The sequence below is a fragment of the Bifidobacterium minimum genome (genome assembly GCF_000741645.1).
GTDB classification, from domain to species: Bacteria; Actinomycetota; Actinomycetes; order Actinomycetales; family Bifidobacteriaceae; genus Bifidobacterium; species Bifidobacterium minimum.
Map to the genome: position 1 here is coordinate 55,313 of NZ_JGZD01000004.1, position 25,771 is coordinate 81,083.

The window sequence follows — 25,771 nt, forward strand, 5'->3', positions numbered from 1 at the left end:
CCGCCTATGGTCATGCCTCAGCTATGTGTGTCAGTTCTATGTGTGGTTGGCGTCGGTCGTCCACCATCAGTCGCCTGTGGTTGCCGGTGAGCTCGTGGTAGGGCTGGTGGTGGGACTCGGTGATGACCCCGCCTGGGTGGTGAGGGTGATCGTCGACCCCTTGTCCACCGTCTGGCCCGCCTGAGGCGACATGGCCGTGACGATATCCGTATCGGCGGGGTTGCCGGTGGCCGGGGAGACGTTCAGACCGGCGGCCTCGAGTATCCGCTTGGCTTCGGCGTAGGTGGTGGTTCCGAGGTTGATGCCCGACGGGACGGTCACCTGCTCCTTGCCCTTCGAGACATAGACCGTGATGGTCGTCCCCTGCTCCACGGTCGAGCCGGATGCGGGATTGGTGCGCGTGACCTTGCCGGATGCGACGGTGTCGGAATATTCCTCTTCGACGTTCGTGTTGAATCCCTGATCGTGAAGCGTCGAGAGGGCGGAGTCCTTGCTCTGCCCGGTCAGTCCGTCGGGAACCTGCGTCATTCCCGACGATATGTACAGCAGAATCGTCGATCCCTTCTCGGCCGACGTCCCGGCATCGGGATTCGTGCGGGTCACATGGTCCTTCGCCACGTCGGCGCTGTCCTCGGTCTGGGTGCTTGACCCCACCTCGAACCCAGCGGCCTCCAGAGCCTTGCGCGCCTCGTCCTGGGTCATGCCCTTGACCGTGGGAACCGTGACGGATTGCGGGCCGGCCGAGAACCATACGGTGACGGTGGAGCCCTTCTTAACCTGGGTCCCGGCGGTCGGACGCTGCTTGGTCACGTTTCCGGCCGGAAGCGTCGAGTCGGTGTCCGTCTTGGACGACAGAACCAGGCCCAGAGCCTCCAGCTTCTTCCTGACGGCGGCCTCGGTGCTGGATTGGCTGAACGTCGGCACCGTCACCATGGCGTTCTTCTCCGCATTGGATCGATTCACCATGATGATTCCCGCGACGATCAGCGCCACGACCACCAGGCCCGCGATGACGCTGCCGATGATGATCCTCTTGCGACGCTTGGTCTGTGTGCGCTGGGCCGTCCGCGTCTCGGCGGCGGGAACGGGGTCGGCGAACTCCTCCATCAGGGGGTTGAACGCCTGCGTGGAAGTGGTTTCGCCCGGGAAGGCCTGGGTCGCGCCGGTCTGGTTCCCCGCGTCCATCGCCTTTGTGGCGGAGAGATCGGTCAGGGGATTGAAATCGGCCGCTGTCGGAACCCCGCCGTTCATGAACGCAAGGATGTCGGCACGGAACTCGGTGGCCGTGGCATACCGGTTCTGTCGGTCCTTAGCCATGGCCTTCGCGCAGATCTTGTCCCACATCGAAGGAAGACCGGGAATGATGGCGCTGGGAGGTGTGGCCACCTCGGATACGTGCTGGTAGGCGATGGCGACGGCGGAGTCGCCGGTGAACGGGGGCTTCCCGGTAAGCATCTCGTACAGGACGCATCCGGCCGAGTACAGGTCCGATCGCATGTCGACGTTCTCGCCGCGCGCCTGCTCCGGGGAGAGGTATTGCGCGGTTCCGACGACCCCCTGGGATTGGGTCATGGTGGCGGCCGAATCGTCAAGCGCGCGGGCGATGCCGAAGTCCATGACCTTCACGATGCCCTGCTCGGAGATCATGATGTTGCCGGGCTTGATGTCACGGTGGATGATCCCCATCCTGTGGGAGTACTCCAAGGCGTTGAGAACCCCGACCATCACCTGCGCGGCGTCGCGTTGGGTGAGTGCGCCGTTGGCGTGGATGATGTCCCGTAGGTCTGACCCTTGACGTATTCCATCACCAGATAGGGGAGATGCTCGCTGTGCCCGTTGCCGTCGGTGACGTTCTCCTCGCCGGAGTCATAGATGTTGACGATGTTCGGGTTGTTCATCTGCGCGACGGAGTGGGCCTCGCGACGGAAACGTGACAGGAATATCTCGTCGTTCGCGAGGTCGGACCGCATGATCTTGATCGCGACGGTACGGCCCAGACGGGTGTCGGTGGCCTGACGCACCTCGGCCATCCCGCCTCTGCCGATGAGCTGGCCGAGCTGGTATCGTCCGTTAGCCAATGACGATGGCATGATGCTGTTCATTGCTGTTCCTTCCAGTCGATCCGTGCGTGGGCCGGCGTTGCGTGGCGGTGTGTGCGTGGTTGTGACGCGTGGTCGTCGGGAAGCGAGTCACCATCATCGTCGGACGATGCTGACTGCGGGCGCTGCAGCAGCGTCCCCTGGTGCGGTGAGCTGGAGACGACGCGTGCATGGCCCGTGCCCTGATTCGCCAGGGCGGAATCGTCTCCCACGGGCGTCTCCTCGTCCAGCAGACGCCGTTCGATGCGCGACAGCGTTCGTGATACGACCAGGGCGTCCTGCGGGCGGTCCCGGGGATCCTTGGACAGCATGGACATGACGAACAGATTGAGCTGCAGATCCACGCTATCGGGAAGCGGCGGGACCACGTCGTTGACGTGGGCGGCGGCGATGTCGACCGCCGTGGTGCCGGTGAAGGGACGGTGTCCGCACAGCCCCTCGTAGGCCACCACGCCCAGCGAATAGATGTCGGACTGGGGTGTCGCCTGTTTCCCTTGCGCCTGTTCGGGAGATATGTATTGCGCCGTCCCCACGACCATCCCATCCTGTGTTATCTGCTCCTGATTGGTCGAGTAGGAGACCCCGAAATCGGTGATCTTGACCTCGCCGTCGTCGGCGACCATGATATTGGCCGGTTTGACGTCGCGGTGGATGACGCCGTGCGAATGAGCCACGAAAAGCCCTCGGGCGGTCTGCATGAGAATGGGCAGAAGCTCGGTGGGGGGTATCGCCCCGCGCTCATGGTAGATGTCCGCCAGGGATTTGCTGGGGACGTACTCCATGATGAGGAATCCGATGCCGTTGTGCTCGTAGTATTCGAACAGGGCCGCGATGTTGGGATGCGCGAGGTTGGCCGAATTGTGGGCCTCCGTCCGCAGCCGACGGAGCTTGACCTCGACGTCTCCGGTGTCACCGCGCAGCGCCTTGATCGCCACCGGACGCTCAAGCTGGATGTCGTAGCCCTTCCAGACCTCGCCCATGCCCCCCTGGGCAAGGCGATGGTCGAGGCGGTATCGCCCATGGATGAGCTGCCCCTCGATGAGTTTCATTCCTTGAGCGCCTCCTCCATCACCTGTTTCATCACTGGTCCCACTGAATAGGATGCCAGCTCATCAACATTGTGGATGACGACGGCGACGGCGATCTTCGGGTCGTCCGCGGGGGCGAACCCCATGACCCATCCGTCGATGGAACTGTTGTCCGATCCGATCTGCGCCGTTCCGGTTTTGGCGGCGACCTTGACTCCATCGATGGACAGCGTCGTGAACTCCTTCGATACCACAGCCTCCATCATGGTCGTCAGCTGGCTCGCGGTGCTTTCGCTGAACGCCTTGGACATCACGGTCGGCGATGTCTGCGAGAGGACGGAGAGATCGCTTGAACGTACGCAATCCACCAGAGTCGGCTGCATAAGCGTGCCCTTGTTGGCGATCGCGGCCGCGATCATGGCGTTCTGCATCGGCGTCTCCAGCGTGTCGCCCTGACCGATCGACGCCAGCGCGAGCTTGTCCTCGGTGATGCCCGTGGGGAAGGTCGAGGATATGGCCTTGATGGGCAGTCCCGTGGAGTTCGAGCCGTCAAGGGTGATGGAGGATCCGAAACCCAGTTTCTTCGCCTGAGCGGCGATGGCGGCGTCTCCCAGCTTCACGCCCAGCTGTGCGAACGCCGTGTTGGACGAATACGCCATGGCGTCCTCCAACGAGATCTTCCCGTTCACGCCGTTGGCCTGATAGGCCACATTGGTCAGTTCCGTCATCGTGCCGGGAAGCGTGTAGCTTGAACCGGCCGGGATGCTGCTGCTGGTCGTGTATTTTCCGCTTTCCAGCGCCGCGGCCGCGACCACGGTTTTGAACGTGGACCCGGGAGGATAGAGCTGCGATGTGGCACGGTTGAGCATGGGATTGAGCGAATCGCCGGTCAGGGATGCGTAGGCCTTGTTGACTTTCGACGTGTCGTGGGATACCAGCTGGTTGGGGTCGTAGCTGGGGGTGCTGACCATGGCCCTGATGCGTCCGGTGCTGGGCTCGATGGCCACAAGCGACGCGTCCTCGTTCTTGAGCAGATTATAGGCGAGGGTCTGCAGCTTGGGATCGATGGACGTCTCGATGGATGCCCCCTGGCTCTCTCCCCCCGTGAACAACGATTTGAACTTCTGCCAGAACAGCGTGTTCGATTGCCCGCTCAGAAGTTTGCCGCGTGACGCCTCGATGCCGCGGTCGGCGTTCTGGCTGATGGAGAAGTAGCCGGTGACGGGCGCGTATACGGCACCCGCCTTGTAGGTGCGTTGGTATTTGAACGCGTCGTTGACGGGATTCGATTCGGCCAGAACGGTGCCATCGGCCGCCAGTATGGCGCCTCGCGGAGCGTCGAACTCATGATAGAGCGAGCGCCCGTTGCGGGGGTCGGAATCGAGCGTATCCGCGCGTATCGCCGTGATAATCGTCGAGGATCCCGCAAGGACCACGAAAAGGACGACCACGGCGACGAATAACTGTCGAAGGTAATTGTTCATGATGTCGATCCCTTGGACGTGGACTCGTCTGAATGCACCATTCTGGGCTTCCGCTCCGGTGCTGTCGCACCCGCTTCGCGGTCACGGTCCCGCAGGGCCGTCAGGGCTGCGTACCGGAAGGTGTCGGAGGAGACGTCCGCTGCGGGCTTGTTGGCGGAGTTGGAGATCACGATCAACAGGGCCGCCAGAATGTAGTTGGCCATCAGCGACGAGCCGCCGGCGGCCATATAGGGCAGCGTCAGACCGGTGAGGGGAATAACGAGGGTTATTCCTCCCACGACGGTGAACACCTGAAAGGCCATGGTGAACATAAGCCCCGACGCCAGAAGCTTGCCGAATCCATCTTTGATTTTCATGGCCGTGATGAGACCGGAGGTGATGATGACCAGATACAGGACGAGGATAGCCAGCAGTCCGACCAGTCCCAGCTCCTCGCCGAGCGACGCGTATATGAAGTCGGAGTTGGCCAGCGGCGTGAGCGCCGGATGTCCCTGTCCCAGACCCGTTCCAAGAAGCCCGCCGGAGGCCATCCCGAACAGTCCCGAGACGATCTGCCCCGAACCGCCGATGCCCATGCTGTAGATCGTGGGATCAAAGGGATGCAGCCATGCCTGGATACGGTATCCGACATGCGCGAAAAGCCGGATGGCCAGAAGGTTCCCGCCACGAACGCCACGAAGCCGATGCCCAGCCAGCTTTTGCGGCCGGTGGCGACATACAGCATGGACACGAACATCGCGAAGAACATCAGCGACGTCCCCAGATCATGCTGGAGCACGAGGACGCCCATCGAGGCGATCCACACCACGATGATCGGGCCGAGGTCACGCATCCGGGGGAGTTGGATCCCCATAAGCCTGCGTCCGCCGACGGCGAGCTGGTCGCGGTGGTCGAAAAGGTAGGCTGCGAAGAAGAAGGCCAGAAAGAGTTTGGCGAACTCGCCGGGCTGCATCGTATGACCGCCGATGCCGATCCATATCCGCGCGCCGCCGATCTGCTTGCCCAGACCGGGAACCATGGGCGAGAGCAGCAGAAGCAGACCGATCACCATGCTGACATACGAGAACCGGCGCAGAAGACGGTAGTCCTGAAGAAAAACGGTGATGAGGGCCACCATGATGAGCGCGACGCACACCCAGACCAACTGCCGGAACGCCACGTCGGTGCCGTTGCTTTTGTCGATTCTGGCGATCATGATCGTTCCGGTCGACGTGAGCAGCAGAACGGCCGGAAGGATCGACTGGCTGGCATAGGGCTGGAATTTGAGCAGCAGCCCCCACTCGACGAGGAACAACGCGGCGACGATGGCCAGTATGCCGGCGTATCTGGCCGGGAATCCGCCCCAGGTGCGTTCGAACATCTGAAGGAAACCTATGAAGCTGATGAACATGGAGAACAGCAGCAGGGATATTTGACGGCAGCGTGTGGCGATCATCGCGTGCCGTCCTTCGTGGTGGAGCTGGACTTCGATGAGCCGGACTTCGATGAGCCGGCGCTCGCGGATGCCGAGGCCGATGATGACGGCGATGATCCGGCCGCGTCGTCCTGCTTCTTGAGGTCCTGTGCCTCGCTTTCGATGAGCTTGGCGTGTTGTTTGGCCTCGTCCAGCGTGTCCATGGTGATTCCGTTGTCGAGCTGGTCCCGCCAGCCGTCGGGCAGGGACGAGACGAGAATGTCCGTGCGCTCGATCTCATGCGACAGGCTGAGTCCGAAGATGTTCGTGGGAACGCCCTGGTATATCGTGACGACGCCGTTGTCCTCGCCGAGATAATAGGACGACTGGCTCCACCGGTATGCGGCGGCGCCTCCTGCCGCGAGCAGGGCCAGAACGAGGACCGTGATCGCGGCGATGGTCAGACGGATGCGGCGACGCCTTCTCCTGGTGGTCTGGCGCTGCCGGAGCTGCTCATTGCGGATGGCCTTTGCCACGTCGGGGTCGTTGGGATCGGCGGTCAGCCTCCCGTCGCGTTTCTGCACCACGGGTATCTCGCTGGTGTCGAGGTTGGCGCGTTCCCCCGATTTCTCGCGCACCGCGGACGGCTGGGCTATGCGGGGGGCCTCCGAGGCGGCGCTTTTGTCGTCCTGGGCGAGCGCCGCGGCGCGTTGCGCGGGCGATTCGTTGTTGGCGCGCAGCGAAGGGGCGCTCGCCACGGGTTCGTTGACGATGTCGGCGATGGGCTCGAGTGTGGCGCTCGCCGCTCCGCCGATCAGCGGCGTCTGGCTGGGGCCTTCGAAGGATGAGGAGTCAAGGCATAGCGTGGCGTCCGCCACCACCGCGGTGACGTTGTCGGTGCTTCCCGCCTTGAGCGCCAGGGACACGAGTATCTGGGCGCAGTCTTCGAGGCTGGCCGTATCCGTGAGGATCTGCTCGATGGTTGAGTCCTCGAGCACGCCGCAAAGGCCATCCGAGCACAGGAGCCAGCGGTCGCCGGGACGCGCCGCGCGGATCGCGATGTCGGGACGCGGATCGATGTCGAAGTCCCCCAGAACGCGCATCACCACATTGCGCTGGGGGTGGTTGCGTCCCTCCGCCTCGGTGATCCTCCCCGTGTCGATGAGATGCTGGACGTAGCTGTGGTCCAACGTCATGCGCCCCAGATGCCCGTTGCGCAGGAGGTAGGCGCGGGAGTCCCCGATATGCGCGAGGATCCAGGAGTTGTCGACCAGTGCCACGGTGGTCACCGTCGTGCCCATTCCGGCGAGGGTGCGGTCGCGTTTCGCCTTCCCCACGATCGCGTCATGCGCGGCCATAACCGATGTCTCCATCATGGAGGAGACGGTTGCGACGTCATCGTCGAGATCGTCGTGTTCGACGTGCGCGAGCGAGCGGATGGCGATCGTCGATGCCGTGTCGCCCCCGGCGTGTCCGCCCATTCCATCGCAGATAGCAATCAGATGCTCGCCCGCGAAGGACGAATCCTGATTGTTGCTGCGCACCGTTCCCACATCGGAGACGGTCGTGGAATACATGAACAGCTTGTGGGACGGGGACGGATCGGTCATGCGCTCACCTCAGCTCAAGAGTGGTGGCGCCTATGCGCACGGGCACTCGTGCCGGAAGGATGGTGGGGGAGTCGATGCGACGTTGGTTCACGATGGTCCCGTTCGTGCTTCCCAGATCCTCTATCGCCCAGTTTCCTGTGGCCTGATCCTTGTACACGCGGGCATGATGCGACGACACGTACTCGTCGTCGAGCACGACGGTGTTCGACGACGAGCGTCCCACCGTGATGGTCTGATCCGTCAGAGGCACCGACGCTCCTGCGGCGGGGCCGTCGATGAGAACCAGAAGCGTGGGGCCCGCCGATTCCTCCGGCATCTCGGATGTGGATGGATAGACGGGGGCCGGACCCGCCGCGGCCGGTGATGGAGCGGTGACGGCCTTTTTGCGTGCGCGTTTCTCCTGACGACGGTGTGACAGGGACTTGCGGGGGCTGAGGCTGGCGATGTCCCGATGCAGGGAGCGTATCGCTAGGGCGACGAATACCCAGAGCAGTACCAGGAATCCGTACTTGAGGATGGCGAATGTCAGCTCGGTGATCATGGGTGCGATTGGCCGCGGCGGACGGCTTTACTCCTGCTCCTGAGAGGCCCAGTAGAGTATTCGCGTTCGTCCGATGGTGATGGTGTTGCCGTCAAGAAGCGTCGCGGCGGGAACCTTGTGCCCCTCGACGTAGGTGCCGTTGGTCGATCCCAGGTCGCGTGCGACGACGCCGTTGGGCGTGATGTCGATTTCAAGATGTCTGCGCGACACTCCCTGATCGTCGATGATGATGTCGCAGTCCGAGCCGCGGCCGAGGACGGTTTTCTCGCTGGTCAGTACGTATTTCGTGCCGTTGATCTCGATGACGGGATTGTCCTGCGACTGCTCGTCGGTGGTCACGGGGGCGGCGTTTCCTTGGACGGATTCGGAGGTGAGGGTGAAGTTGCCTTTGCTGAGGTCCAGATCCTCCTCGAATATCACCACAACGGGTCCCACGAAGGCGTAGTGCTGGCTTTTGGCGTAGTTCGTGAGGTTGTCGGCCAGCTCGTCGGCCAGGGCGGCGCTTCCCCACTGTTCGATCCGGTCGAAATCCGCCGTGCTGAGCTTGAATCGGTACTCGTTGGGAGCGACCGTTCTATCGCGTCCCAGTGGCATGGCCTTGGCGTCGATCTCATGTTCAAGGGCGCTGGAGAGGTCCACTGGCTGAAGGTCTTTGGAGCCAAATTTCGCAAACATGCCGTTGACGGCGCCTTCGACGCTTTTCTCGAAACGGTCAAGAACGCTCATGGTGACCCCTTTCTATTCTCACCATATCCTACGCGGGCTCACGGTATGGGCCAACCGGGGACTGTGATGCTTGCAATTTCTCCATTACACGCACCTCCGACGGCCGGCGTCCATGGCCGCCTCCGACGGGACGCCGCATGTGTCCGTGGAGCCGCGCGGCGATGGCTCGCAGAAGCACGGCTCGCAGAACGCGATTCGGGTGGCATGGTCTCGGTCGGTGGTCCCACTGGTCGGTGGTCCCACTGGCTGGTGGCTCCACTGGGTGGCGGTGTGGGTACCGTATTGCCTATGGAAGAGTTTGATGGCAGGCCCATGCGTCGGGCCGTTGCCGACTATCCCGCGCGCAAGGCACGAACGATGCGATTCACCTGCGGCGCGCCCCGTTCGGCGAGGACTCTGGGGGATGGATCGAGGATGGTCTTCCTCCGTTCCGGCGACCCCGAGGACCGCGTGTGCTCGCTGTGGCTCAGCGTGATCGACGATCATGGCGGGCATGAGATCCTGCTTGCTGATCCACGGGTCCTACTGGACGGTCTAGGAGCCGAGGACGTTCCGGCCGAGGAAAGGGCGCGGCGCGAGCGGGCGCGCGAGGGCGGGGCGGGCATCGTGTCCTATGACGCGGATGCCGCCGGTGAGCGTGTCGTCTTTGCCCTTGGCGGCCATGTGTTCATGGTCGGCGCCGGCGGACGGAGCCATGGCGGACGGAATCAAGAGCGTGATCGCGGCGGACGAAGCCATGACGACTGTGGGCGGGCCGGTCAGGAGTGCACCGACCCCGTCATCCTGGATGCCCAGGTCGCCTCCGGGCCGGAGTGGACGCCGATCCTCAACCCCCGCATCTCCCCTGATGGACGGCACGTGCTGTATTCCACGGGCCGACGCCTGGTTCTGTTGGACGTCGACGACCGCATGAGGGTGATCGGACGCAGCGCGGTTCTGCCGCTTCCCGACGACGCGCCTGACACGCGGACGGTGGGCCTCGCGGAGTTCGTCGCCGGCGAGGAGATGGATCGCTACGACGGTTTCTGGTGGTCGCCGGATTCACGGCATGTTCTGGTGGAGGATTTCGATTCGGCGCAGGAGCCCGTGTGGTACATGAGCGCTCCGGCCGACCCCGAGGCGGCGCAGACCGCCCGGCGCTATCCGCGGGCGCTGACGCATAACGCCGTCGTCCATCTGACGATGGTCGATCTGGCGGTTGGCGGGGACGGCGCGGCGACGCCGCGCGAATCGCATCCCGTGAGATGGGACGCGAACAGCTACGAGTACCTTGCCGCCGTGAACTGGACCGGTTCCTTCGATCCCGTCATTCTCGTCCAGAACCGCCGGCAGAACCGTGATCAGGTCCGTGCCGTGCGGCCCGACGGGTCCACCACGCTTCTTGAAGGCCATGAGAATCCGCAATGGCTCGATCTCATACCCGGCACGCCCGCGCGCACGCCGGATGGACGGCTGATATGCGCGATGAACGACATGGAGTCGGACACCAACCGGCTCACCCTCGATGGCGTTCCCTTCACTCCCGAGGGCTGGCAGATCAGGGAGCTTCTCGATGTGGGGGAGAGCGATGTGCTGGTGGTCGTCCAGCGCACTGCGCGCGAGGGAGTCGGGGTGTGCGGGCCGTGGGCCGATGACGCCGACCGTCATGATGCCCGCAGCATGGACGTGGCGACCGTCGACTATGCGGACGGCCGTCCCGGGACGGTTCTGCCGGTGTCGTCGCGTCCCGGGGTATGGACCGCAAGCCGTCATGGCGACGGGATGGTCCTGTCGGGGAGGGACATGGAGCATCCGAAGTCGAGCATGGTCCACACTCTCACCCGTGTCGACCCATCGGGCCTCACGGCCGTCCATGCGCCGATCGCCAATCATTGCGCCACACCCGGATTCGTTCCCACCACCACATTCACGCGGCTTGGCCGGCATCGTCTGATCGCGGCCATCACCCGTCCGAGTGCGGACAGCCCGTATGCGGCCGCGACCTCGCTGCCGGTTCTCATGCGCCCCTATGGTGGTCCAGGCTTTCAGCAGGCCGTGTTCAGCCAGGCGTATCACTGGGATTCGCAATGGTGGGCGGATCAGGGATTCCTTGTCGTCACCGCCGATGGCCGGGGAACCACCGGACGCGGGCCGCTATGGGATCGCGAGATCGTCGACGACATGAAGAACGTCACCCTCGCCGATCAGATCGAGGCCGTCCGCGCGCTGCCCCAGGCGGCCCCCGAGGCGGATCTGGACAGGGTCGCGATAATCGGATGGTCCTATGGAGGGTTCCTGTCCGCATTGGCCGTCATCGACGCGCCCGAGGTGTTCCACGCCGCCTGCGCAGGCGCTCCGCCGACGGACTGGACGCTGTACGACACCCATTACACCGAGCGTTATCTGGGATTGGACCCGGAGGTCTACCGCCGCAATGGCATCATCGAGGATGCTCCGCGCCTGCGTCGCCCGCTGATGCTCATCCATGGATTCGCCGACGACAACGTGACCATCGCTCATTCGCTGCGGCTGTCGCAGGCGCTGATGGCCGCTGGCAGGCCCCACACCTTCCTGCCCCTGAGCGGCATCACGCATATGACCAATGATGAGACGGTGGCGCGCAATCTGCTGATACTGCAGCGGGATTTTCTGCGTGATGCGCTGGGTGTGGGTGTGGGTGTCGGTGGCGACGTCGACGTTCCTGACGGGCGGGGAGGTGAGTCGTGACCGGCGTGACGTTGATCGACGAGTTCCGATACGGCCAGATCATGGATGCGACGGTTCTTCCGGCCTTGGACCAATGCCGGGAGGAGGGATGGATGGAATCCCCGGGCAACGAGGGACTGGGCATCCCCGCCGCGCCCGGACGCCTGCATTATGAATGCTATGACGCGACCAGATTCGATGATCTTAACGTGGAGGGCGCGGCAGCCCGTTTCCGGGGCGCAATCGTCATATCCCACGGCTTCACGGAGTTCGCCCGCAAGTATTCCGAGCTGATCTGGTATTTTCTGCTGGCCGGGTATTCGGTATGCGTGCTTGAGCATCGGGGGCACGGGTATTCCGCACGCGACGTGGACAACCCCTCCCTTGTGTGGATCGATGACTGGCGCCGTTATCTGGCCGATCTGGTGCGGTTCAGCGAAACCGTCGGGCAACGCTACAGCGGAAGTCATCCCCTGTTCCTTTTCGCCCATTCCATGGGCGGGGGAGTCGGCGCCGCGGCGATCGAAAGATTCCCCACGCTTTTCGACAAGGCCGTGCTGTCGAGTCCCATGATCGCGCCATCCACCGGAATGCCGCTGTGGTTCACCCGGCTGGTCGTCGGCTGCGCCCAGATGGTTGGATTGGGCAGGCACCGTGCTCTGGGGCATGACGACTTCTCGTCGGAGTTCGACATGACGGGGTATGAGGGCGCCTGCGAGCAGCGCGTCAGATGGTATCACGAGCAGCGCCTCCACGACGTGCATTACCAGACCTACTCGCCGACGTATGGCTGGGTCCATGAGGCGCTCGCCATGTCGAAGGCCACGCTGAGGCAGTCGGCCTGCGATCGGGTGGAGACGCCCACGCTGCTGCTGCAGGCCGGACGTGACGTCTGGGTGCGCACCGACGCCCAGAATCGCTTCGTCCGACAGGTCAAGCTCGGCGGGGGCGATATCGATTCGCGTCGGTTCCCCCAATCCGTGCATGAGATATTCAGCATGCCCAACAGCGTTCTCGGGCCCTATATGGATGAGGTCCTGGCCTTTCTGGACACCCCGTCAGTGGAGATCATCGGAAGCGATGAGTGGAGGCACTCGTCGCGGCGGTGATCTCCACCGACGGTTTCCGCACGGTGTTTCTGGGGCGTCGCTGCGGTGGCGGGGGTGTTATTGCGATGGCTCTGCGGCGTCACTGCGGCGTCACTGCGATGGCGTTTCGATGGCGTTTCGGGAAGCCGGATTTCCGACGGATCCATCGAGAGGGTGCCGCAGGAGTTGTCAGTCCTCGCCCCACACGTCCTTCGCTATGGACCGCACCAGCGCGATCTTCGCCCACTGCTGGTCTTCGGTCAGGGAGTTTCCTTCCTCCGTCGAGGCGAACCCGCACTGCGTGGAGAGGAACAGACGGTCAAGAGGAACGAACCGCGAGGCCTCCGCGATTCGCGCCTTGATGGTTTCCGGATCCTCCAATGCCGGACGCTTCGAAGTGATGAGGCCCAGAACTATCTTCTTGTCGCCTGTCACCTTCGCGAGGGGCGCGAAATCGCCGGAGCGGTCGTCGTCGAACTCCAGATAGTAGGCTTCCGGATTCTCCTCGCCGAAGAGAACGTCCGCGACCTGTCCGTATCCGCCGGAAGAGAACCACTGCGACTGGTAGTTGCCGCGGCATACGTGCGTCGTGATCGTCATGCCCTTGGGAGCCGCGGAGATCGCGGCGTTGTTGATCGCCGCGTACTGATGCTGGACGGCAAGCGGATCACGGCCGAAGACCGAGTCCTTGAAGTCAGCGGAGACCAGCATTCCCCATGTGCAGTCGTCGAACTGCGCCACGCGGCATCCGGCGTCGTACAGGTCGCGAAGCACCCGCGCGTAGGCGCCGACGAGCGCGTCCGACAGGGCGTCATCGGAAGAATAGGGATTGGGATAGTTCTCCGCCGATCCCGCCTGAAGAAGGAACAGCGTCTGGGCGGGCGACGGCATCGTCTGCTTCGCGATGGTGGAGTCGTCCTCGAGATCCTTCATGAAGCGGAAGTGCTCGATGAAGGGATGGTTCTCGCCGGAGATCTCGCCGCACACGGCCGCGGTCTCGGACACGCCCGCGCCGCCGGATCCTTTGACCTCCACGGGATTCGTTCCCTTGGCCACGCCGTGGAGTCCCCACATGAAGTCCAGATGCCAGTAGGCGCGTCGGAATTCGCCGTCGGTGATGACGTGGAGACCGGCGCGCTTCTGCTTGGCGACGAGGTCGGTGATGGCCCTGTCCTCCACGGCCTTGAGATCGGCGTCGGAGATCCTTCCTGCGGCGTGGTCGATCCGTGCCCTCTTCAGGGCTTCGGGACGGAGGAAGCTCCCCACCACGTCGGCGCGGAAAGGAGGATGCTGCGGGTATGTCATGATTCTGATGCTCCTTGGAGGTTATGGCCAGAGTGGGCCGATAAAGGCCGGAACCCGTTCGAATGACACTCTAATCCGCGTGGCGTGGCGCGGACGTGCGCGTCTCAGCGGCGTGACGGTGGAGTGACGGTGGAGTGACGGCGCGACTGTTGTGACGACGGTGCGATGGGTGGTTGCGTCGATGACCATGCGTCGATGACCGTGCGTCGGCGGGGGCGGCAGGAGTGCATGTCGGAGGCCGCGCTCGGATTTACGCTCGGGGAATGAGAGCGCGTCGATTGCGGATGTGCTATACTGTGTTCCGGCGTTGCGCGCGGATGCTGCTGTGCGGACGCTGACTGCTGGAGGGTGCCACAAGGCGAGGGCATCCCGGCAGTTCTTTTTGTTTTGGTGGTCCCGCCGCCTCTTCGCCTTACCCTTATGCGCCTTGGGTACGCTCCCGTGAATTGGTTGAATCAGTGCGTGTGAGCGACAACCAATTATGTTCGTAAGGCTATCGGAACGGCTAACGGGGAAACCTCCGGAATCAACGGCCCATGGTCTGAGCGTTGCCGCGGTTTGCGTGTGATGATGGAAGAGTGTTGCGAAGAGTGTCACGTTCCCCGTTATATTTTCCGACTTGTGGATAGCGAAAGGCCCCCGGAAACGGCTTCATACCGCCATTCCGAAGGCCCTCGTCATCGTGCGAGCGGGGGGAGTTGAACCCCCACGAGCATTCACTCACTGCCACCTGAAGACAGCGCGTCTACCATTCCGCCACGCTCGCAGACAAGCTATCAAGCTACCACTGTCACGAGTGCGGAGCAAGACGGAGTGTCGCAACGTGGGGGATTCGGCGCCCGTCGCGGTGTCCGCCGTCCGTCCGATGCCCGTCGTGGCACCCGCCCGTTGGATGAAATCCGCCCATCGGGTAGTTCCGCCCGCCTGACGGGGTTCCCTCGTCCGGATTCCTGTGCTCCACGGATTCCTGTGCCCCACTTGGCGGTGCCTGATATCCGGGATGGCGTGGGTGCTGGATGCGACCTGCCGGGTGGTCGCGATCCCGGGTGGTCGTGATCCCGGGTGGCCGGGAGCCCGGGTGGTCGGGGGCACGGACCGTCCGATGAGTGGAGTCAGTCGACGAATGCGCGGCCGGCGTGGGCGTAGAAGCGCGAGAGCGTCTCGTCGCGGAATTCCTCGAATCGTCCCGCGTCGATGGAGGCTCGTATGTCGTCCAGCAGCCTCACGAAGAATCGCTCGTTGTGGATCGTCGCCAGAGTGAAGCCGTTGATTTCGCGCGCGTGAAGGAGATGCGCCACATAGGCCCGTGAGTAATGCGTGCATGCGTGGCAGTCGCATCCCTCCTCAAGCGGCCCGAAGTCCGTGCGGAACCGCGATCGCTTGACGTTGTACCGTCCGTCGCGCGTGAAGATGGCTCCGTTGCGCGCACAGCGTGCGGGAGCCACGCAATCGAAGGTGTCGCCGCCGTTCTCCACGCATTCGAAGATGTCGTCCACCGAGGCGATGCCCAGTACGTGACGAGGGCGGCTTTCGGGCATCGCGTCGCCGATCCACGCGCAGGTGTCTCCGATGAGCCGCTTTTCGATCGCCCCTCCGATGCCGACGCCGTCGAAGTCCAGCGAGGCGATCTGTTCGGCGGCGTGGCGGCGCAGATCCTCGTAATTGGCTCCCTGAACCACGCCGTACAGCGCCTGATACGGCTTGTCCGACCTCTCCTCGGTCAGCCTCCGGTGTTCGGCCACGCATCTTCTCGCCCAGCGGAAGGTCCGTTCGACCGATCTCTCCTGATATCCACGGGTGTTCATCAGCGTCGTCAGCTCGTCGAAGGCGAACATGATGTCCGCGCCGATCCTGTGCTGGATGCCCATGGATATCTCGGCGCTGAAACGGTGCGTCGAACCGTTGAGAGGGGATTTGAAGGTCACCCCGTCCTCGTCGACGAAGGCCAGACGCTCCTTGCCTTCGGCTATGACGTCGTCTGATTTCATGCCGGTCACGTCCATGGCGAGAGTCTTCTTGAACCCCGCCCCCAGCGAGAGCACCTGGAAGCCTCCGGAATCCGTGAACGTGGGGCCGTCCCAGTTCATGAAGCGTCCCAGTCCGCCGGCCGCGTCGATGACGCCCTCGCCGGGACGCTCGAAAAGGTGGAAGGCGTTGGACAGCAGACATTGGGCGCCCAGCTCCTTCATGGTCTCGGGGAGCACCGCCTTCATGGCCGCCTGGGTGGCTACGGGGACGAAGGCCGGCGTGTGGATGACGCCGTGCGGCGTGTGGATGACGCCGGTGCGCCCATAGCGGGCTCCGCCGCGTCCTTTGCCGTGGGCGGAATCGTCGAGTCGTGTGATGGTTTCGAAATGAAATGCTCGGTGTTCGACATCGCCGTGCGCGTCTGTTGGAGATTCTGTGGTCGAAGGCGTGTTGGGTGCCGTGGAGTCGCTTCTCATAGGGCATACTGTAGGGCCATGGGTGCCGTTGTGCGTCGGTATGGGGACGCATGGCGGGTATTGGCCGGCAACTTGACTTATTCTTTCAACGAACGTTCAGGAAACTTCCAGAGCCGATGTCTTAACTCTGTGAATAGCACAGCGGCGGCGGGGAGCTTCCCGACCCCAGACGGACCGCCACCGTCCCGATGATTAAGGAGCAACAATGGCCGACGACTATAACAACGGCTGGAATGGGCAGCCCTCGCAGCCGCGAGACGATGAGCGCAACGAGGGACAGGACGAACAGGATACGCTGAACGCCTCGCACCCTGACGATCAGGACGCCAACGGCGTCAGCGGCGTCAGCGGCGTCAACGGGAATGATGACGACACCACGCCGGGAACGGCGGGTGAGGCGGAGGCCACCGAGAGAATCGAGCGACCGGTCGCCTCCCAGTCCTCCGAATGGGACAGAACCACGTATCCGGCACAGGGCACGGATGATGGGTCGCAGCAGCAGTCCCAGCCACAGCCGCAGCCACAGCCGCAGCAGAACGGCTACTATCGCCCCGCTCCCCAGTACGGCGCATATGCACCGACCGCCCCGGTTCCCAATCAGGGCCAGGATGGTGTGAACGGATCCATGCAGAATCCGACCCAGCGTATACCCATGGGATTCCAGCAGAATCCGGAGTCGGGAGATCGGTCGCAGACCCCGATGTCGAACGCAGGCAACCGCAATCCGTACGTCATGCCCACGGGGAATCCGTTCACGAACAACCCCGATCCGCGTTCGTCCGCGCAGGAACAGCCGGCACAGCAGGGGCCGTGGGGTCCCGGCGGGCCTCAGGGGCCGCAGGATCCCACGATGATGGGGCAGATGCCCGAGGGGTCCGACGGCGGGCGACCCGTCCAACGTCGGACGGCCGGCAACGTGATCGTCGCGGTCGTCGCGGCCCTCGTGTCGGCGGCCCTGTGTCTGGGCGTCGGCTATGCCGCCGTGACTCAGGGATGGGTGACGGTGCCGACGTCGGGATCGCTGTCCAGCGTCAGCTCAAACACGTCCGGATCGGGCACGGCCTCCGCGAAGACCGGAAGCGCCATTGACTGGACCGCCGTCGCGAAGGACGTCTCCTCGTCGGTGGTGTCCATCCAGACCACCCTCTCGAACGGAACCGCCAAGGGGTCGGGTGCCATCATCGACACCAAGGGCTACATCGTGACCAACAACCACGTCATCTCCGACGCCACATCCATCGAGGTGACCCTGGCGAATGGGCAGATGTACACGGCGAAGGTCGTGGGCACGGACTCCACCACGGATCTGGCGGTTATCAAGCTGGAGAACCCTCCCAGCGATCTGAAGGCGGTGGAATTCGCGGACTCCGATAACCTCGCGGTGGGGGAGGCCGTCATGGCCATCGGCAATCCTCTGGGATACGACGACACCGCCACCACGGGCATCGTGTCCGCGTTGAACCGTCCCGTTTCGGTGGAGGACGACCATAATTCGCAGATCGTGACCAATGCCGTCCAGATCGACGCGGCGATCAATCCGGGCAACTCCGGTGGGCCAACGTTCAACGCGGCGGGGCAGGTTATCGGAATCAACTCGTCCATCGCTTCGACGGCCACGTCCAGCTCCGAGGCGGGGTCCATCGGCATCGGCTTCGCGATTCCGGCCAACCTCGTCAAGCGCGTCGCGAACGAGATCATCAAGGACGGTTCGGTCAAGCACGTCATGCTCGGCGTCACCATCACCAGCGACACCGTCACCGCGGATGGCGTGACGCGTGGAGGAGCGAAGATAACGTCCTCGAGCGGAAGCACCGGCGTGGTGTCCGGAAGCCCTGCGGCCAAGGCCGGGCTGAAGGTCGGTGACACCATCGTCGCCTTCAACGGAGAAGCGGTGGGCAACAGCTATTCCCTGCTGGGATTCGTCCGGGCCGCGTCTCTGGGCGACAAGGTCACGCTCACCGTGGTGCGGGACAGCAAGACGATCACGGTGGATGTGACGCTGGACCAGCAGGAGGCCACCAGCAGCTCGAGCAGTAGCAGCGGAAACAGCAACAACAACGAGAACAACAACGAGAATAACAACAACGACGACGGCAGCAGCGGAGACGACGGAGGCCTCGTCGATCCCTTCGGACTCTGGTAGATCCGGCGGGTTCGGGTCGTCGGGCGACGGTCCGGCGGTTTGATGGGCACGATGGCCGCGACGATTATTCGTCGCGGCCATCGGCCATTCTCGCGGCGTGCGTGCACACGATCTCGATTCCCCGCTCCACGTCCGAGGTGTCCGGACGGGCGAAGTTCAACCGTATATGTCTGTCGTCCCCGGCTTCGACCGAAAATATGGCGCCCGGCATGAACGTCACCCCATCGGCACGGCAGACGTGCAGCAGCGTCTCGGCTTTGACGCCTTCGGGAAGCCGGGCCCAGATGTAGTATCCTCCACGCGGATCGTGCCATGTCATTCCCCGCGGCGCACGCCTTCGCAACGCGTCCTCCATGAGGTCGCGTCTACGGCGGTACGTCTCGACCAGGGTGGACACATGGCGGTCGATGGTGTCCCCCCGGAGAAGCTCGATGCAGATTCTCTGAGATGATGCGCTTGTGCGCTGGTCGATCATCCTCCGCAGCGCCGCCAGTCGCGAGATGACGTTTCTATCGGCCTCGATCCAGCCCGTCCTCAATGCCGGAGCCACCGTCTTCGAAAACGTGGACAGATAGATCACGTATCCGGAGTTCTCCACGCCTGCCAGCGGGATTGGGGCCTCCCCCTCGTAACGCAGATCGCCATAGGGATCGTCCTCGAGAATGAGGCATTGATATCTGATCGCGGTCTCCACCAGAGCCCGCCTGCGTTCGGCCGGTAGCGTCCTGCCGGTCGGATTCTGGAAGGTGGGGATGGTGTAGATCATTTTGGGGTGGAGCCTTGAGCAATAGGCCTCAAGCATGTCGGCACGGATGCCGTCCCCGTCGGTGGGGACCCCGACGATTCGTGCCTGCGCCGATCGGAACGCCTGCAGCGCGGGGAAGAACGTGGATTCCTCGGTGAGGATCACGTCACCGGGGTTGATGAGGGTGCGCACGCATAGATCTATGCCCTGTTCGGAGCCGGAGAGAACCATGATGTTGGAGGCCCCGCAGCTCACGCCGCGTTGGGACATCCGTGCCGCCAGCAGCTCGCGCAGCTCGTCGAACCCCTCGATGGGGGACTCGGGTTTGCCGTCGAAGGCGTGGGATGCGAAGGCCTTCGAACTGATGCGTCGAAGCAGATCATCGGGGATGTCCTTCGGGTTGGGGGATCCCGTCGCGAAGTCGATTCCCGAGCCGGGGTCCTGCGCCATGTTCGCCGAGGCGATGTCATGGTAGGTGAACCTGTTCGAGTAATCGCTGAAGAGGATTGGCCACGGGGGCGATGTGCGCCCGGGAACGGATCCCGCGTCGACCGTTGGCCGCGGGTCATGGAGGTTCCGCTCGGAACACACGAACGTGCCGCGGCCGGTCATGGAGACGATAAGGCCTTCGGAGCGGAGCTGGTCATACGCCTGCATGACGGTGGCCCTGTTGACCCCGAGGTCGTGGGCCAGGGACCGTTCCGGTGGGAGGCGGTATCCGGCCACCATATGTCCGCCCAGAATCAGACCGCGCAGTTCCCCCGCGATCTGGCGGTACAGCGGGACTCCGCTGTGTCTGTTCACTGTGACGCGCATGTCTGGGCCTTAGACGACCGGCCTGGGAGGCCGGCCGGGGACGTGATGATGATGGTGCCGGGATGCCGAAGGCGGCGTATGCCCATCACCAGCCATCATAACGACAGGAACAGTTCGTGGATTCGGGTGTCCGACGTGAGTTCGGGATGGAATGCCGTGGCGAGGATGGATCCCTGCCTCAGTCCAACGGGATGCCCGTCGACCCGCGTCTCCACGGTGACGTCCGGGCCCACGTCCACCACATAGGGGCCGCGGATGAACACCAGCGGCATGTCGGTGATGTCGCCGAACGACCCCGTCGCGGAGAAGCTTCCCAGCTGCCGCCCGTAGGCGTTGCGCCGGACCGTGGCGTGAAGGGCCCCGAAGTAGACGGAATCGTCGTTCTCCAGACGTTCGGCGAGCAGGATCATGCCGGCGCAGGTGCCGAGCACCGGGCGTCCGAGCGCGATATGCGCGGCGATGGGATCGGACAGGCCGCTGGATCGCAGCAGCCTGCCCTGCGTGGTGCTTTCGCCTCCCGGCAGGATGACGCGGGTGATGGAGTCGTCCCAGTCCTCGGAGGATCGCAGCAGTCGCCAGGGGGCGCGCAGCCTGTCCAGCATCGCCGCATGCTCGGCGAAGGCGCCCTGGACGGCGAGGATTCCCGTCACATCGGCGTCCTGTCTGCCTGATAGTTCCTTGGTGATGTATTCGGCCTTGAGAACCATCGCTCACTCGCCACGCTTGGCCATGAGGGTGGTTATCTCGTCCTCGTTGATGCCGACCATGGCCTCGCCGAGGTTCTCCGACAGGCGGGCGAGTCTGTCGTCGTCGCGCCAGTCAGCCGTGGCCTGCACGATGGCGCCCGCGCGCTTGGCCGGATCGCCGGACTTGAAGATGCCCGATCCCACGAACACGCCCTCGGCGCCCAGCTCCATCATGAGCGCGGCGTCGGCGGGTGTGGCGATGCCGCCGGCGGCGAAGTTGACCACGGGAAGACGGCCGTTGTCGTGGACGTACCGGGCGAGATCCAGAGGCACGGCGAGCTGCTTGGCGGCCTCGAACACCTCGTCGTCGCGCAGGGCCGCGAGCTGCCGTATCTGCTTGTCCATCGTGCGCATGTGGCGCACGGCCTGGATGACGTCGCCGGTGCCGGGCTCGCCCTTGGTGCGAATCATCGCCGCGCCCTCGGCGATGCGTCGCAGGGCCTCGCCCAGATCCTTCGCCCCGCAGACGAAGGGCACGGCGAAGCGCGTCTTGTCGATGTGGTGGACGTCGTCGGCGGGGCTGAGCACCTCGGACTCGTCGATGTAGTCGATGTCGATGGCCTGCAGGATGCGGGCCTCGGCGATGTGCCCGATGCGAACCTTGGCCATAACCGGAATGGACACGGCCTTCTGGATGCCGCGTATCATCGCCGGGTCGCTCATGCGCGACACCCCGCCCGCAGCCCGGATGTCCGCCGGGATGCGTTCGAGCGCCATCACCGCGCAGGCGCCGGCGTCCTCGGCGACGCGGGCCTGGTCGGGGGTGGTCACGTCCATGATGACCCCGCCTTTGAGCATCTGCGCCAGATTGCGGTTGAGCTCTGCTCTGTCCGGTGCCCCGGAAAGTTCCCGTGCGGTGTCGTTGGTCTGCGATGAAGCCATGATCGTCCTTCCTGTGATGATGATGCCGCACGTCAGCCTAAAGTCGTCGCGCTCGCCGTGACAGGTCCAATCCGAAGGTTTGGGACCCAGCCAATCCCTTGTGGTACCATACCCTTGTGGTACCAAGCCAATTCATGGCCATGATGCATGTGGCCATTGATGGATGGACAAGTCAGCATAATTGAAGATGTCATCTTTACGCCGTGTATCGAGCAGCGCCTCCGTGTGCCGTCGATGGGTTAACAAGGCGTGCCATGCCGCCTCCGGAGTTTTCCGGGGGTGATACATCCGCGTAAGGAGAATCGATGCGTCGCATCATTGATCGTGTTTCCCAGGTGCCCATGCTTGTGGCAACCGTCCTGTCCGCTCTTCCCGTCGCACTGCTATGGGGCGTGGAGTGGGGGGAGACGCCGTTCCAATGGGCGTGGCTTCCTTCGATCGGGCAGAGCGTGGTCGTCGCCGTGGTCGTCGCCACGGTGGTCCCGATGGTCGTCGGCGTGGCGTCCGATCTGCTCCATGGCAGGGCCGGGGTGGACATACTCGCCATCATGGCGCTCGTCTCCACGCTTCTCGTCGGACAGTACTGGGCGAGCTGGGCCGTTGCCCTTATGGTGTGGTCCGGCGACGCCATCGAACGGTACGCCAACGGTCGCGCCACCTCGAATCTCACCGCTTTGGTGGCCGCCGCCCCACGTCAGGCCCATGTGGTCATGCTCAGAGGAGTGGGAGCGTCCGCTCGCGGGCGCGGCGCCGATGGATGGAGAAGTGCGGGGAACGACGGATCGGCAGGGGACGCGCCATCCGCACGAGGGTCCAAGGCGGGCTCCGGGGTGGGCTCCGGGACAGGCTCCGGGGCGGGCTCCGGGACGGATGCCCACTTCCATACGATTCCCGTCGATGAGGTTGCCGTCGGTGACGTCGTTCTCGTGCTTCCGGGTGAGACCGTGCCGGTCGATGGCAGTCTGCTCAGCGTCAGCGCCACCCTGGATCTGAGCAGCATCAACGGGGAATCCGTTCCGCGTGAGGTGTTCGCCGGGGCGAGGGTGCTGTCCGGAGCGGTGAACGGGTCCACGGCGATCACGGTCAAAGCCACGCGGGTGTCGGCCGATTCGCAGTATCAGCGCATCCTCGCGATGGTGGCGGACGCCCAGGAGTCGCGCGCCCCCGCGGTTCGCATCGCCGACAGGCTGGCCCTTCCCTTCACCGCGGTATCCCTTCTCATAGCGGGCGTCGCCTGGGCCGTATCCGGTACCCCGCTGCGATTCGTTCAGGTCCTCGTCCTCGCCACTCCCTGCCCGCTGCTGATAGCGGCGCCGGTGGCCTTCGTCGCGGGGACGGGACGTCTGGCCAAGGCGGGCGTGCTCGTGAAAAGCCAGGACGCACTCGAGACGCTGTCGCGCGTCGACCATGTGTTCTTCGACAAGACCGGAACGCTCACTTCGACCGTTCCCCGCGTCGTCGGCGTCGACATGGTTCCGGGGACGTCCCGGCCACGGAGGCTGTCCGGCGAGTGGGACTCCGACAGGATTCTGGAACTTGCGGGAGTGGTCGAGACCTACTCCGTGCACATTCTGGCCAAGGGCATCGTCCGGGCCGGGGCCGAGGCGGCGCGCCGCAGACCGGGGCGTTCGCGTCGCCCCGTGGTCGTCGGAGTCCGGGAGGACGCCGGCAACGGGGTCCAGGCGGACGTGGACGGCGTCCGGGTGCGTGTCGGCCGGCTCGGCTTCGTCTCCGATCAAGACGCCGACGGCGTCGGGGGGATCCACGGATGGCGTCCGCTGAAACCCGATGAGATGGTCGCGTATGTGTCCTGTGACGGTGTTCTGACCGCCCGCGTCGTCATGCGCGACCTTCCCCGGGTGAATTCGCGTTCGACCTTGGATGCGCTGCGCGGCATGGGCATGGATCTGACCATGGTGACGGGAGACAGGGCCGAATCCGCACGGGTCATCGCCGATGAGGTCGGCATCGACGACGTGCGCGCCGATCTGCTTCCGCAGGACAAGGTCGCCGTGGTCTCCAGCGGCGGCGCAGGGCGTTCCCGGTCCCGCACCGCCACCATGATGGTGGGCGACGGCGTCAATGACGCCCCGGTTCTCGCCGCCGCCGACGTCGGCATGGCGATGACGGACGGAACCGCCACGGCCGCCGCCGATTCGGCCCAGGCGGTCATCATGAACGACGACATCGCCTCCGTGCACCGGGCTCTGTCGATAGCTCGTCGAACCATGAGAGTGATGCTCCAGGCGGTGGTCGGAGGACTTCTGCTGGCGCTTTTCGGCATGGTCGCCGCCGCTTTCGACCTCATACCCGTCGTGGCGGGCGCGTTCCTTCAGGAAGGCATCGACGTGGTGTCGATCCTGTGGGCGCTGACCGTGTTGATCGACGTCCCGCTTGCGCTTCCCGGAAGCGACGGCGGGAAGGCCTCTGCGGTCCATCGCCCATCACCCCTGCCATAATGGCGTCGATTGCATTAGGCTAGAGCGCGTGACTGAGAACTCTGAACTTCGCATCGCCGTCATCGGCGCCGGCCCGGCAGGCGTCTACTCATCCGACATCTTCCTGCGTCAGCTGCGCAAGATTGGCGGGGACATGGGATTGGGCGACAAGGCCCGCATCGATCTCTTCGAGAAGCTTCCCGTCCCGTTCGGCCTGGTCCGCTATGGAGTGGCGCCCGATCATCCGAGCATCAAATTCATCGCCGACGCGTTGGAGAAGACGCTGGACAATCCCGACATCCATCTGTACTGCGACGTCGAATTCGGCAGGGATCTGACTCTGGAGGATCTTCTCGAGCGCTACGACGCCGTCCTGTTCGCCACGGGCGCGGTCGAGGACAAGCCGCTTCCCATCCCCGGAACGGAGCTCGAGGGCGTCTATGGGGCGGCGCGATTCGTCGAATGGTACGACGGGTATCCCACGGGAGCCAGACAATGGCCGTTGGATGCGGAGAGCGTGGCCGTCATCGGTGGCGGCAACGTGGCGATGGATGTGGCCCGTGAGCTCATGCGCGACGCCGACGATCTGAAAAGCCGCACCGACATCCCCGACAACGTCTACGAAGGAATCAAGGCCAACAAGGCCCGTGAGCTCCATCTGCTCATCCGCCGTGGAGTCGCGCAGGCGAAGTTCTCGGTGCAGGAGCTTCGTGAGCTGGAGAAGCTTCCGGGCGTCCAGCTGATCATCGACGAGGACGACTTCGATCTCGATGACGAGACCGTCGAGGCGGCCGGGCGCGACAAGCTCACCCGCCAGATGGTCGAGGAGCTTTTCGCCATACGGGAGATGGCCGAGGACATGGAGGATGACGGCGACGTCGACTTCGAGGGGAATCCCGCGGATCGGAAGTACTTCCTGCATTTCAACACGGCCCCCGTCGAGATCGTCGGCAAGGACGGCGCGGTCTGCGCCATACGGGTGGAACGCACCGTCACCCGCGCCGATGGCACGATGACGCGGACCGGCGAGTTCAGGGACATACCCGTGCAGGCCGTCTACCATGCGGTCGGATACAAGCCCGCCGCCGCTCCGGGGATCGCCTATGACGGGCGCCGTACCACGCTCGCCAACAGCGAGGGGCGGATCCTCACCGAGGCGTCCGAGAACGGGAGCGTCCGTCCGCGGCTGTATTCCACGGGATGGGCCAAGCGCGGTCCCGTGGGACTGATCGGATCGACGAAATCGGATGCGCTCGCCATCGTCACGCATATGCTCGAGGATCTTGCCGCCGCCGCCGACGGTGGCAGGATCGCCCCCGACCGTGATCCCGAATCCGTGGACCGACTGCTTGCCGACCGTGGCGTGACGCCCATCGACTTCGCCGGATGGAAGCGTATCGACGCTTTCGAGAGGTCGGAGGGAGCCAGGGAGGGCCGGGAGCACAAGAAGGTCATCGATCCCGATCGGATGCGTGAGCTGGCGCGCTCTTAGGGGGTATTCGCCGTTGGCGGTTTCCCGGTTCTCTGGTTCTCCCCCGGTTCCCCGCTTCTCCGCTTCTCCGGTTCCTCCGGTTCCGCGGTTCCTCCGGTTCCGCGTC

The 25,771-nt window shown here is 64.2% G+C and carries 15 protein-coding genes, 1 tRNA gene and 2 pseudogenes; 5 read left to right on the forward strand and 13 right to left on the reverse strand.

What is annotated here, in order from left to right; genetic code table 11:
* Positions 1-66: 66 nt before the first annotated feature.
* The 7 genes and pseudogenes from pknB to BMIN_RS00910 all read right to left on the reverse strand — a co-directional run bounded on the left by pknB (position 67) and on the right by BMIN_RS00910 (position 8,881).
* Positions 67-2,102: pseudogene (gene pknB / locus BMIN_RS00880) on the reverse strand (Stk1 family PASTA domain-containing Ser/Thr kinase).
* Complete coding sequence (locus tag BMIN_RS00885) at positions 2,099-3,148, reverse strand: serine/threonine-protein kinase (RefSeq protein WP_022861500.1); 1,050 nt, start codon at positions 3,146-3,148, stop codon at positions 2,099-2,101. Before BMIN_RS00885 ends, pknB begins: the two are co-directional and overlap by 4 nt.
* A complete protein-coding gene (locus tag BMIN_RS00890) occupies positions 3,145-4,611 on the reverse strand; it encodes a peptidoglycan D,D-transpeptidase FtsI family protein (protein ID WP_022861499.1) in 1,467 nt (488 codons plus the stop codon). The genes BMIN_RS00885 and BMIN_RS00890 overlap by 4 nt, the downstream gene beginning before the upstream one ends.
* A pseudogene (locus tag BMIN_RS00895) lies at positions 4,608-6,046 on the reverse strand (FtsW/RodA/SpoVE family cell cycle protein). Before BMIN_RS00895 ends, BMIN_RS00890 begins: the two are co-directional and overlap by 4 nt.
* Positions 6,043-7,614, reverse strand: coding sequence for a PP2C family protein-serine/threonine phosphatase (locus tag BMIN_RS00900; protein WP_022861497.1), 1,572 nt, complete (start codon positions 7,612-7,614; stop codon positions 6,043-6,045). Before BMIN_RS00900 ends, BMIN_RS00895 begins: the two are co-directional and overlap by 4 nt.
* A gap of 4 nt (positions 7,615-7,618) precedes the next feature.
* Positions 7,619-8,155 (reverse strand): FHA domain-containing protein FhaB/FipA, encoded by a 537-nt coding sequence (locus BMIN_RS00905; RefSeq protein ID WP_022861496.1) that lies wholly within the window; start codon positions 8,153-8,155, stop codon positions 7,619-7,621.
* A 27-nt stretch (positions 8,156-8,182) separates the two neighbouring features.
* Complete coding sequence (locus tag BMIN_RS00910; RefSeq protein ID WP_022861495.1) at positions 8,183-8,881, reverse strand: FhaA domain-containing protein; 699 nt, start codon at positions 8,879-8,881, stop codon at positions 8,183-8,185.
* A 312-nt stretch (positions 8,882-9,193) separates the two neighbouring features.
* Between BMIN_RS00910 and BMIN_RS00915 the strand changes: the two genes are divergently transcribed.
* On the forward strand, positions 9,194-11,587 hold the full coding sequence (locus BMIN_RS00915; RefSeq protein WP_022861494.1) for a prolyl oligopeptidase family serine peptidase: 2,394 nt from the start codon (positions 9,194-9,196) through the stop codon (positions 11,585-11,587).
* A gap of 41 nt (positions 11,588-11,628) precedes the next feature.
* A complete protein-coding gene (locus BMIN_RS00920; protein WP_051126392.1) occupies positions 11,629-12,675 on the forward strand; it encodes an alpha/beta fold hydrolase in 1,047 nt (348 codons plus the stop codon).
* A 168-nt stretch (positions 12,676-12,843) separates the two neighbouring features.
* Here the strand turns inward: BMIN_RS00920 and BMIN_RS00925 are convergent, their stop codons facing one another.
* The 3 genes from BMIN_RS00925 to tgt all read right to left on the reverse strand — a co-directional run bounded on the left by BMIN_RS00925 (position 12,844) and on the right by tgt (position 16,403).
* Positions 12,844-13,959: a 5-methyltetrahydropteroyltriglutamate--homocysteine S-methyltransferase gene (locus BMIN_RS00925; RefSeq protein WP_022861492.1), complete on the reverse strand. Its 1,116-nt coding sequence runs from the start codon at positions 13,957-13,959 to the stop codon at positions 12,844-12,846.
* Positions 13,960-14,642: 683 nt separating this feature from the next.
* A tRNA-Leu gene (locus BMIN_RS00930) sits at positions 14,643-14,725 on the reverse strand.
* A gap of 346 nt (positions 14,726-15,071) precedes the next feature.
* Positions 15,072-16,403: a tRNA guanosine(34) transglycosylase Tgt gene (gene tgt, locus BMIN_RS00935; RefSeq protein WP_022861489.1), complete on the reverse strand. Its 1,332-nt coding sequence runs from the start codon at positions 16,401-16,403 to the stop codon at positions 15,072-15,074.
* Between the two features lie 205 nt (positions 16,404-16,608).
* Here tgt and BMIN_RS00940 point away from each other — a divergent pair, with 205 nt between their 5' ends.
* Positions 16,609-18,546 (forward strand): S1C family serine protease, encoded by a 1,938-nt coding sequence (locus BMIN_RS00940; RefSeq protein WP_022861488.1) that lies wholly within the window; start codon positions 16,609-16,611, stop codon positions 18,544-18,546.
* A gap of 64 nt (positions 18,547-18,610) precedes the next feature.
* Here BMIN_RS00940 and pdxR read toward each other — a convergent pair whose 3' ends face one another.
* From pdxR to pdxS, 3 genes are all read right to left on the reverse strand, one after another.
* On the reverse strand, positions 18,611-20,107 hold the full coding sequence (gene pdxR, locus BMIN_RS00945) for a MocR-like pyridoxine biosynthesis transcription factor PdxR (protein WP_022861487.1): 1,497 nt from the start codon (positions 20,105-20,107) through the stop codon (positions 18,611-18,613).
* A 95-nt stretch (positions 20,108-20,202) separates the two neighbouring features.
* The gene (gene pdxT, locus BMIN_RS00950; RefSeq protein ID WP_022861486.1) at positions 20,203-20,814 is read right to left on the reverse strand and encodes a pyridoxal 5'-phosphate synthase glutaminase subunit PdxT; all 612 of its coding nucleotides are present in this window, start codon (positions 20,812-20,814) and stop codon (positions 20,203-20,205) included.
* Between the two features lie 3 nt (positions 20,815-20,817).
* Complete coding sequence (gene pdxS / locus BMIN_RS00955) at positions 20,818-21,735, reverse strand: pyridoxal 5'-phosphate synthase lyase subunit PdxS (RefSeq protein ID WP_022861485.1); 918 nt, start codon at positions 21,733-21,735, stop codon at positions 20,818-20,820.
* Between the two features lie 305 nt (positions 21,736-22,040).
* On the opposite strand from pdxS, the gene BMIN_RS00960 reads away from it, so the two are divergent.
* Positions 22,041-24,194: a heavy metal translocating P-type ATPase gene (locus BMIN_RS00960; protein WP_022861484.1), complete on the forward strand. Its 2,154-nt coding sequence runs from the start codon at positions 22,041-22,043 to the stop codon at positions 24,192-24,194.
* 28 nt (positions 24,195-24,222) lie between these two features.
* Positions 24,223-25,665 (forward strand): FAD-dependent oxidoreductase, encoded by a 1,443-nt coding sequence (locus BMIN_RS00965; RefSeq protein ID WP_022861483.1) that lies wholly within the window; start codon positions 24,223-24,225, stop codon positions 25,663-25,665.
* The last annotated feature ends 106 nt before the right edge of the window (positions 25,666-25,771 follow it).

Bases quoted from the DNA above. Each gene is read 5' to 3' on its own strand.
- BMIN_RS00885 (WP_022861500.1), bottom strand. From the start codon at position 3,148: ATGAAACTCATCGAGGGGCAGCTCATCCATGGGCGATACCGCCTCGAC.
- BMIN_RS00890 (WP_022861499.1), bottom strand. From the start codon at position 4,611: ATGAACAATTACCTTCGACAGTTATTCGTCGCCGTGGTCGTCCTTTTC.
- BMIN_RS00900 (WP_022861497.1), bottom strand. From the start codon at position 7,614: ATGACCGATCCGTCCCCGTCCCACAAGCTGTTCATGTATTCCACGACC.
- BMIN_RS00905 (WP_022861496.1), bottom strand. From the start codon at position 8,155: ATGATCACCGAGCTGACATTCGCCATCCTCAAGTACGGATTCCTGGTA.
- BMIN_RS00910 (WP_022861495.1), bottom strand. From the start codon at position 8,881: ATGAGCGTTCTTGACCGTTTCGAGAAAAGCGTCGAAGGCGCCGTCAAC.
- BMIN_RS00915 (WP_022861494.1), top strand. From the start codon at position 9,194: ATGCGTCGGGCCGTTGCCGACTATCCCGCGCGCAAGGCACGAACGATG.
- BMIN_RS00920 (WP_051126392.1), top strand. From the start codon at position 11,629: ATGGATGCGACGGTTCTTCCGGCCTTGGACCAATGCCGGGAGGAGGGA.
- BMIN_RS00925 (WP_022861492.1), bottom strand. From the start codon at position 13,959: ATGACATACCCGCAGCATCCTCCTTTCCGCGCCGACGTGGTGGGGAGC.
- tgt (WP_022861489.1), bottom strand. From the start codon at position 16,403: ATGAGAAGCGACTCCACGGCACCCAACACGCCTTCGACCACAGAATCT.
- BMIN_RS00940 (WP_022861488.1), top strand. From the start codon at position 16,609: ATGGCCGACGACTATAACAACGGCTGGAATGGGCAGCCCTCGCAGCCG.
- pdxR (WP_022861487.1), bottom strand. From the start codon at position 20,107: ATGCGCGTCACAGTGAACAGACACAGCGGAGTCCCGCTGTACCGCCAG.
- pdxT (WP_022861486.1), bottom strand. From the start codon at position 20,814: ATGGTTCTCAAGGCCGAATACATCACCAAGGAACTATCAGGCAGACAG.
- pdxS (WP_022861485.1), bottom strand. From the start codon at position 21,735: ATGGCTTCATCGCAGACCAACGACACCGCACGGGAACTTTCCGGGGCA.
- BMIN_RS00960 (WP_022861484.1), top strand. From the start codon at position 22,041: ATGCGTCGCATCATTGATCGTGTTTCCCAGGTGCCCATGCTTGTGGCA.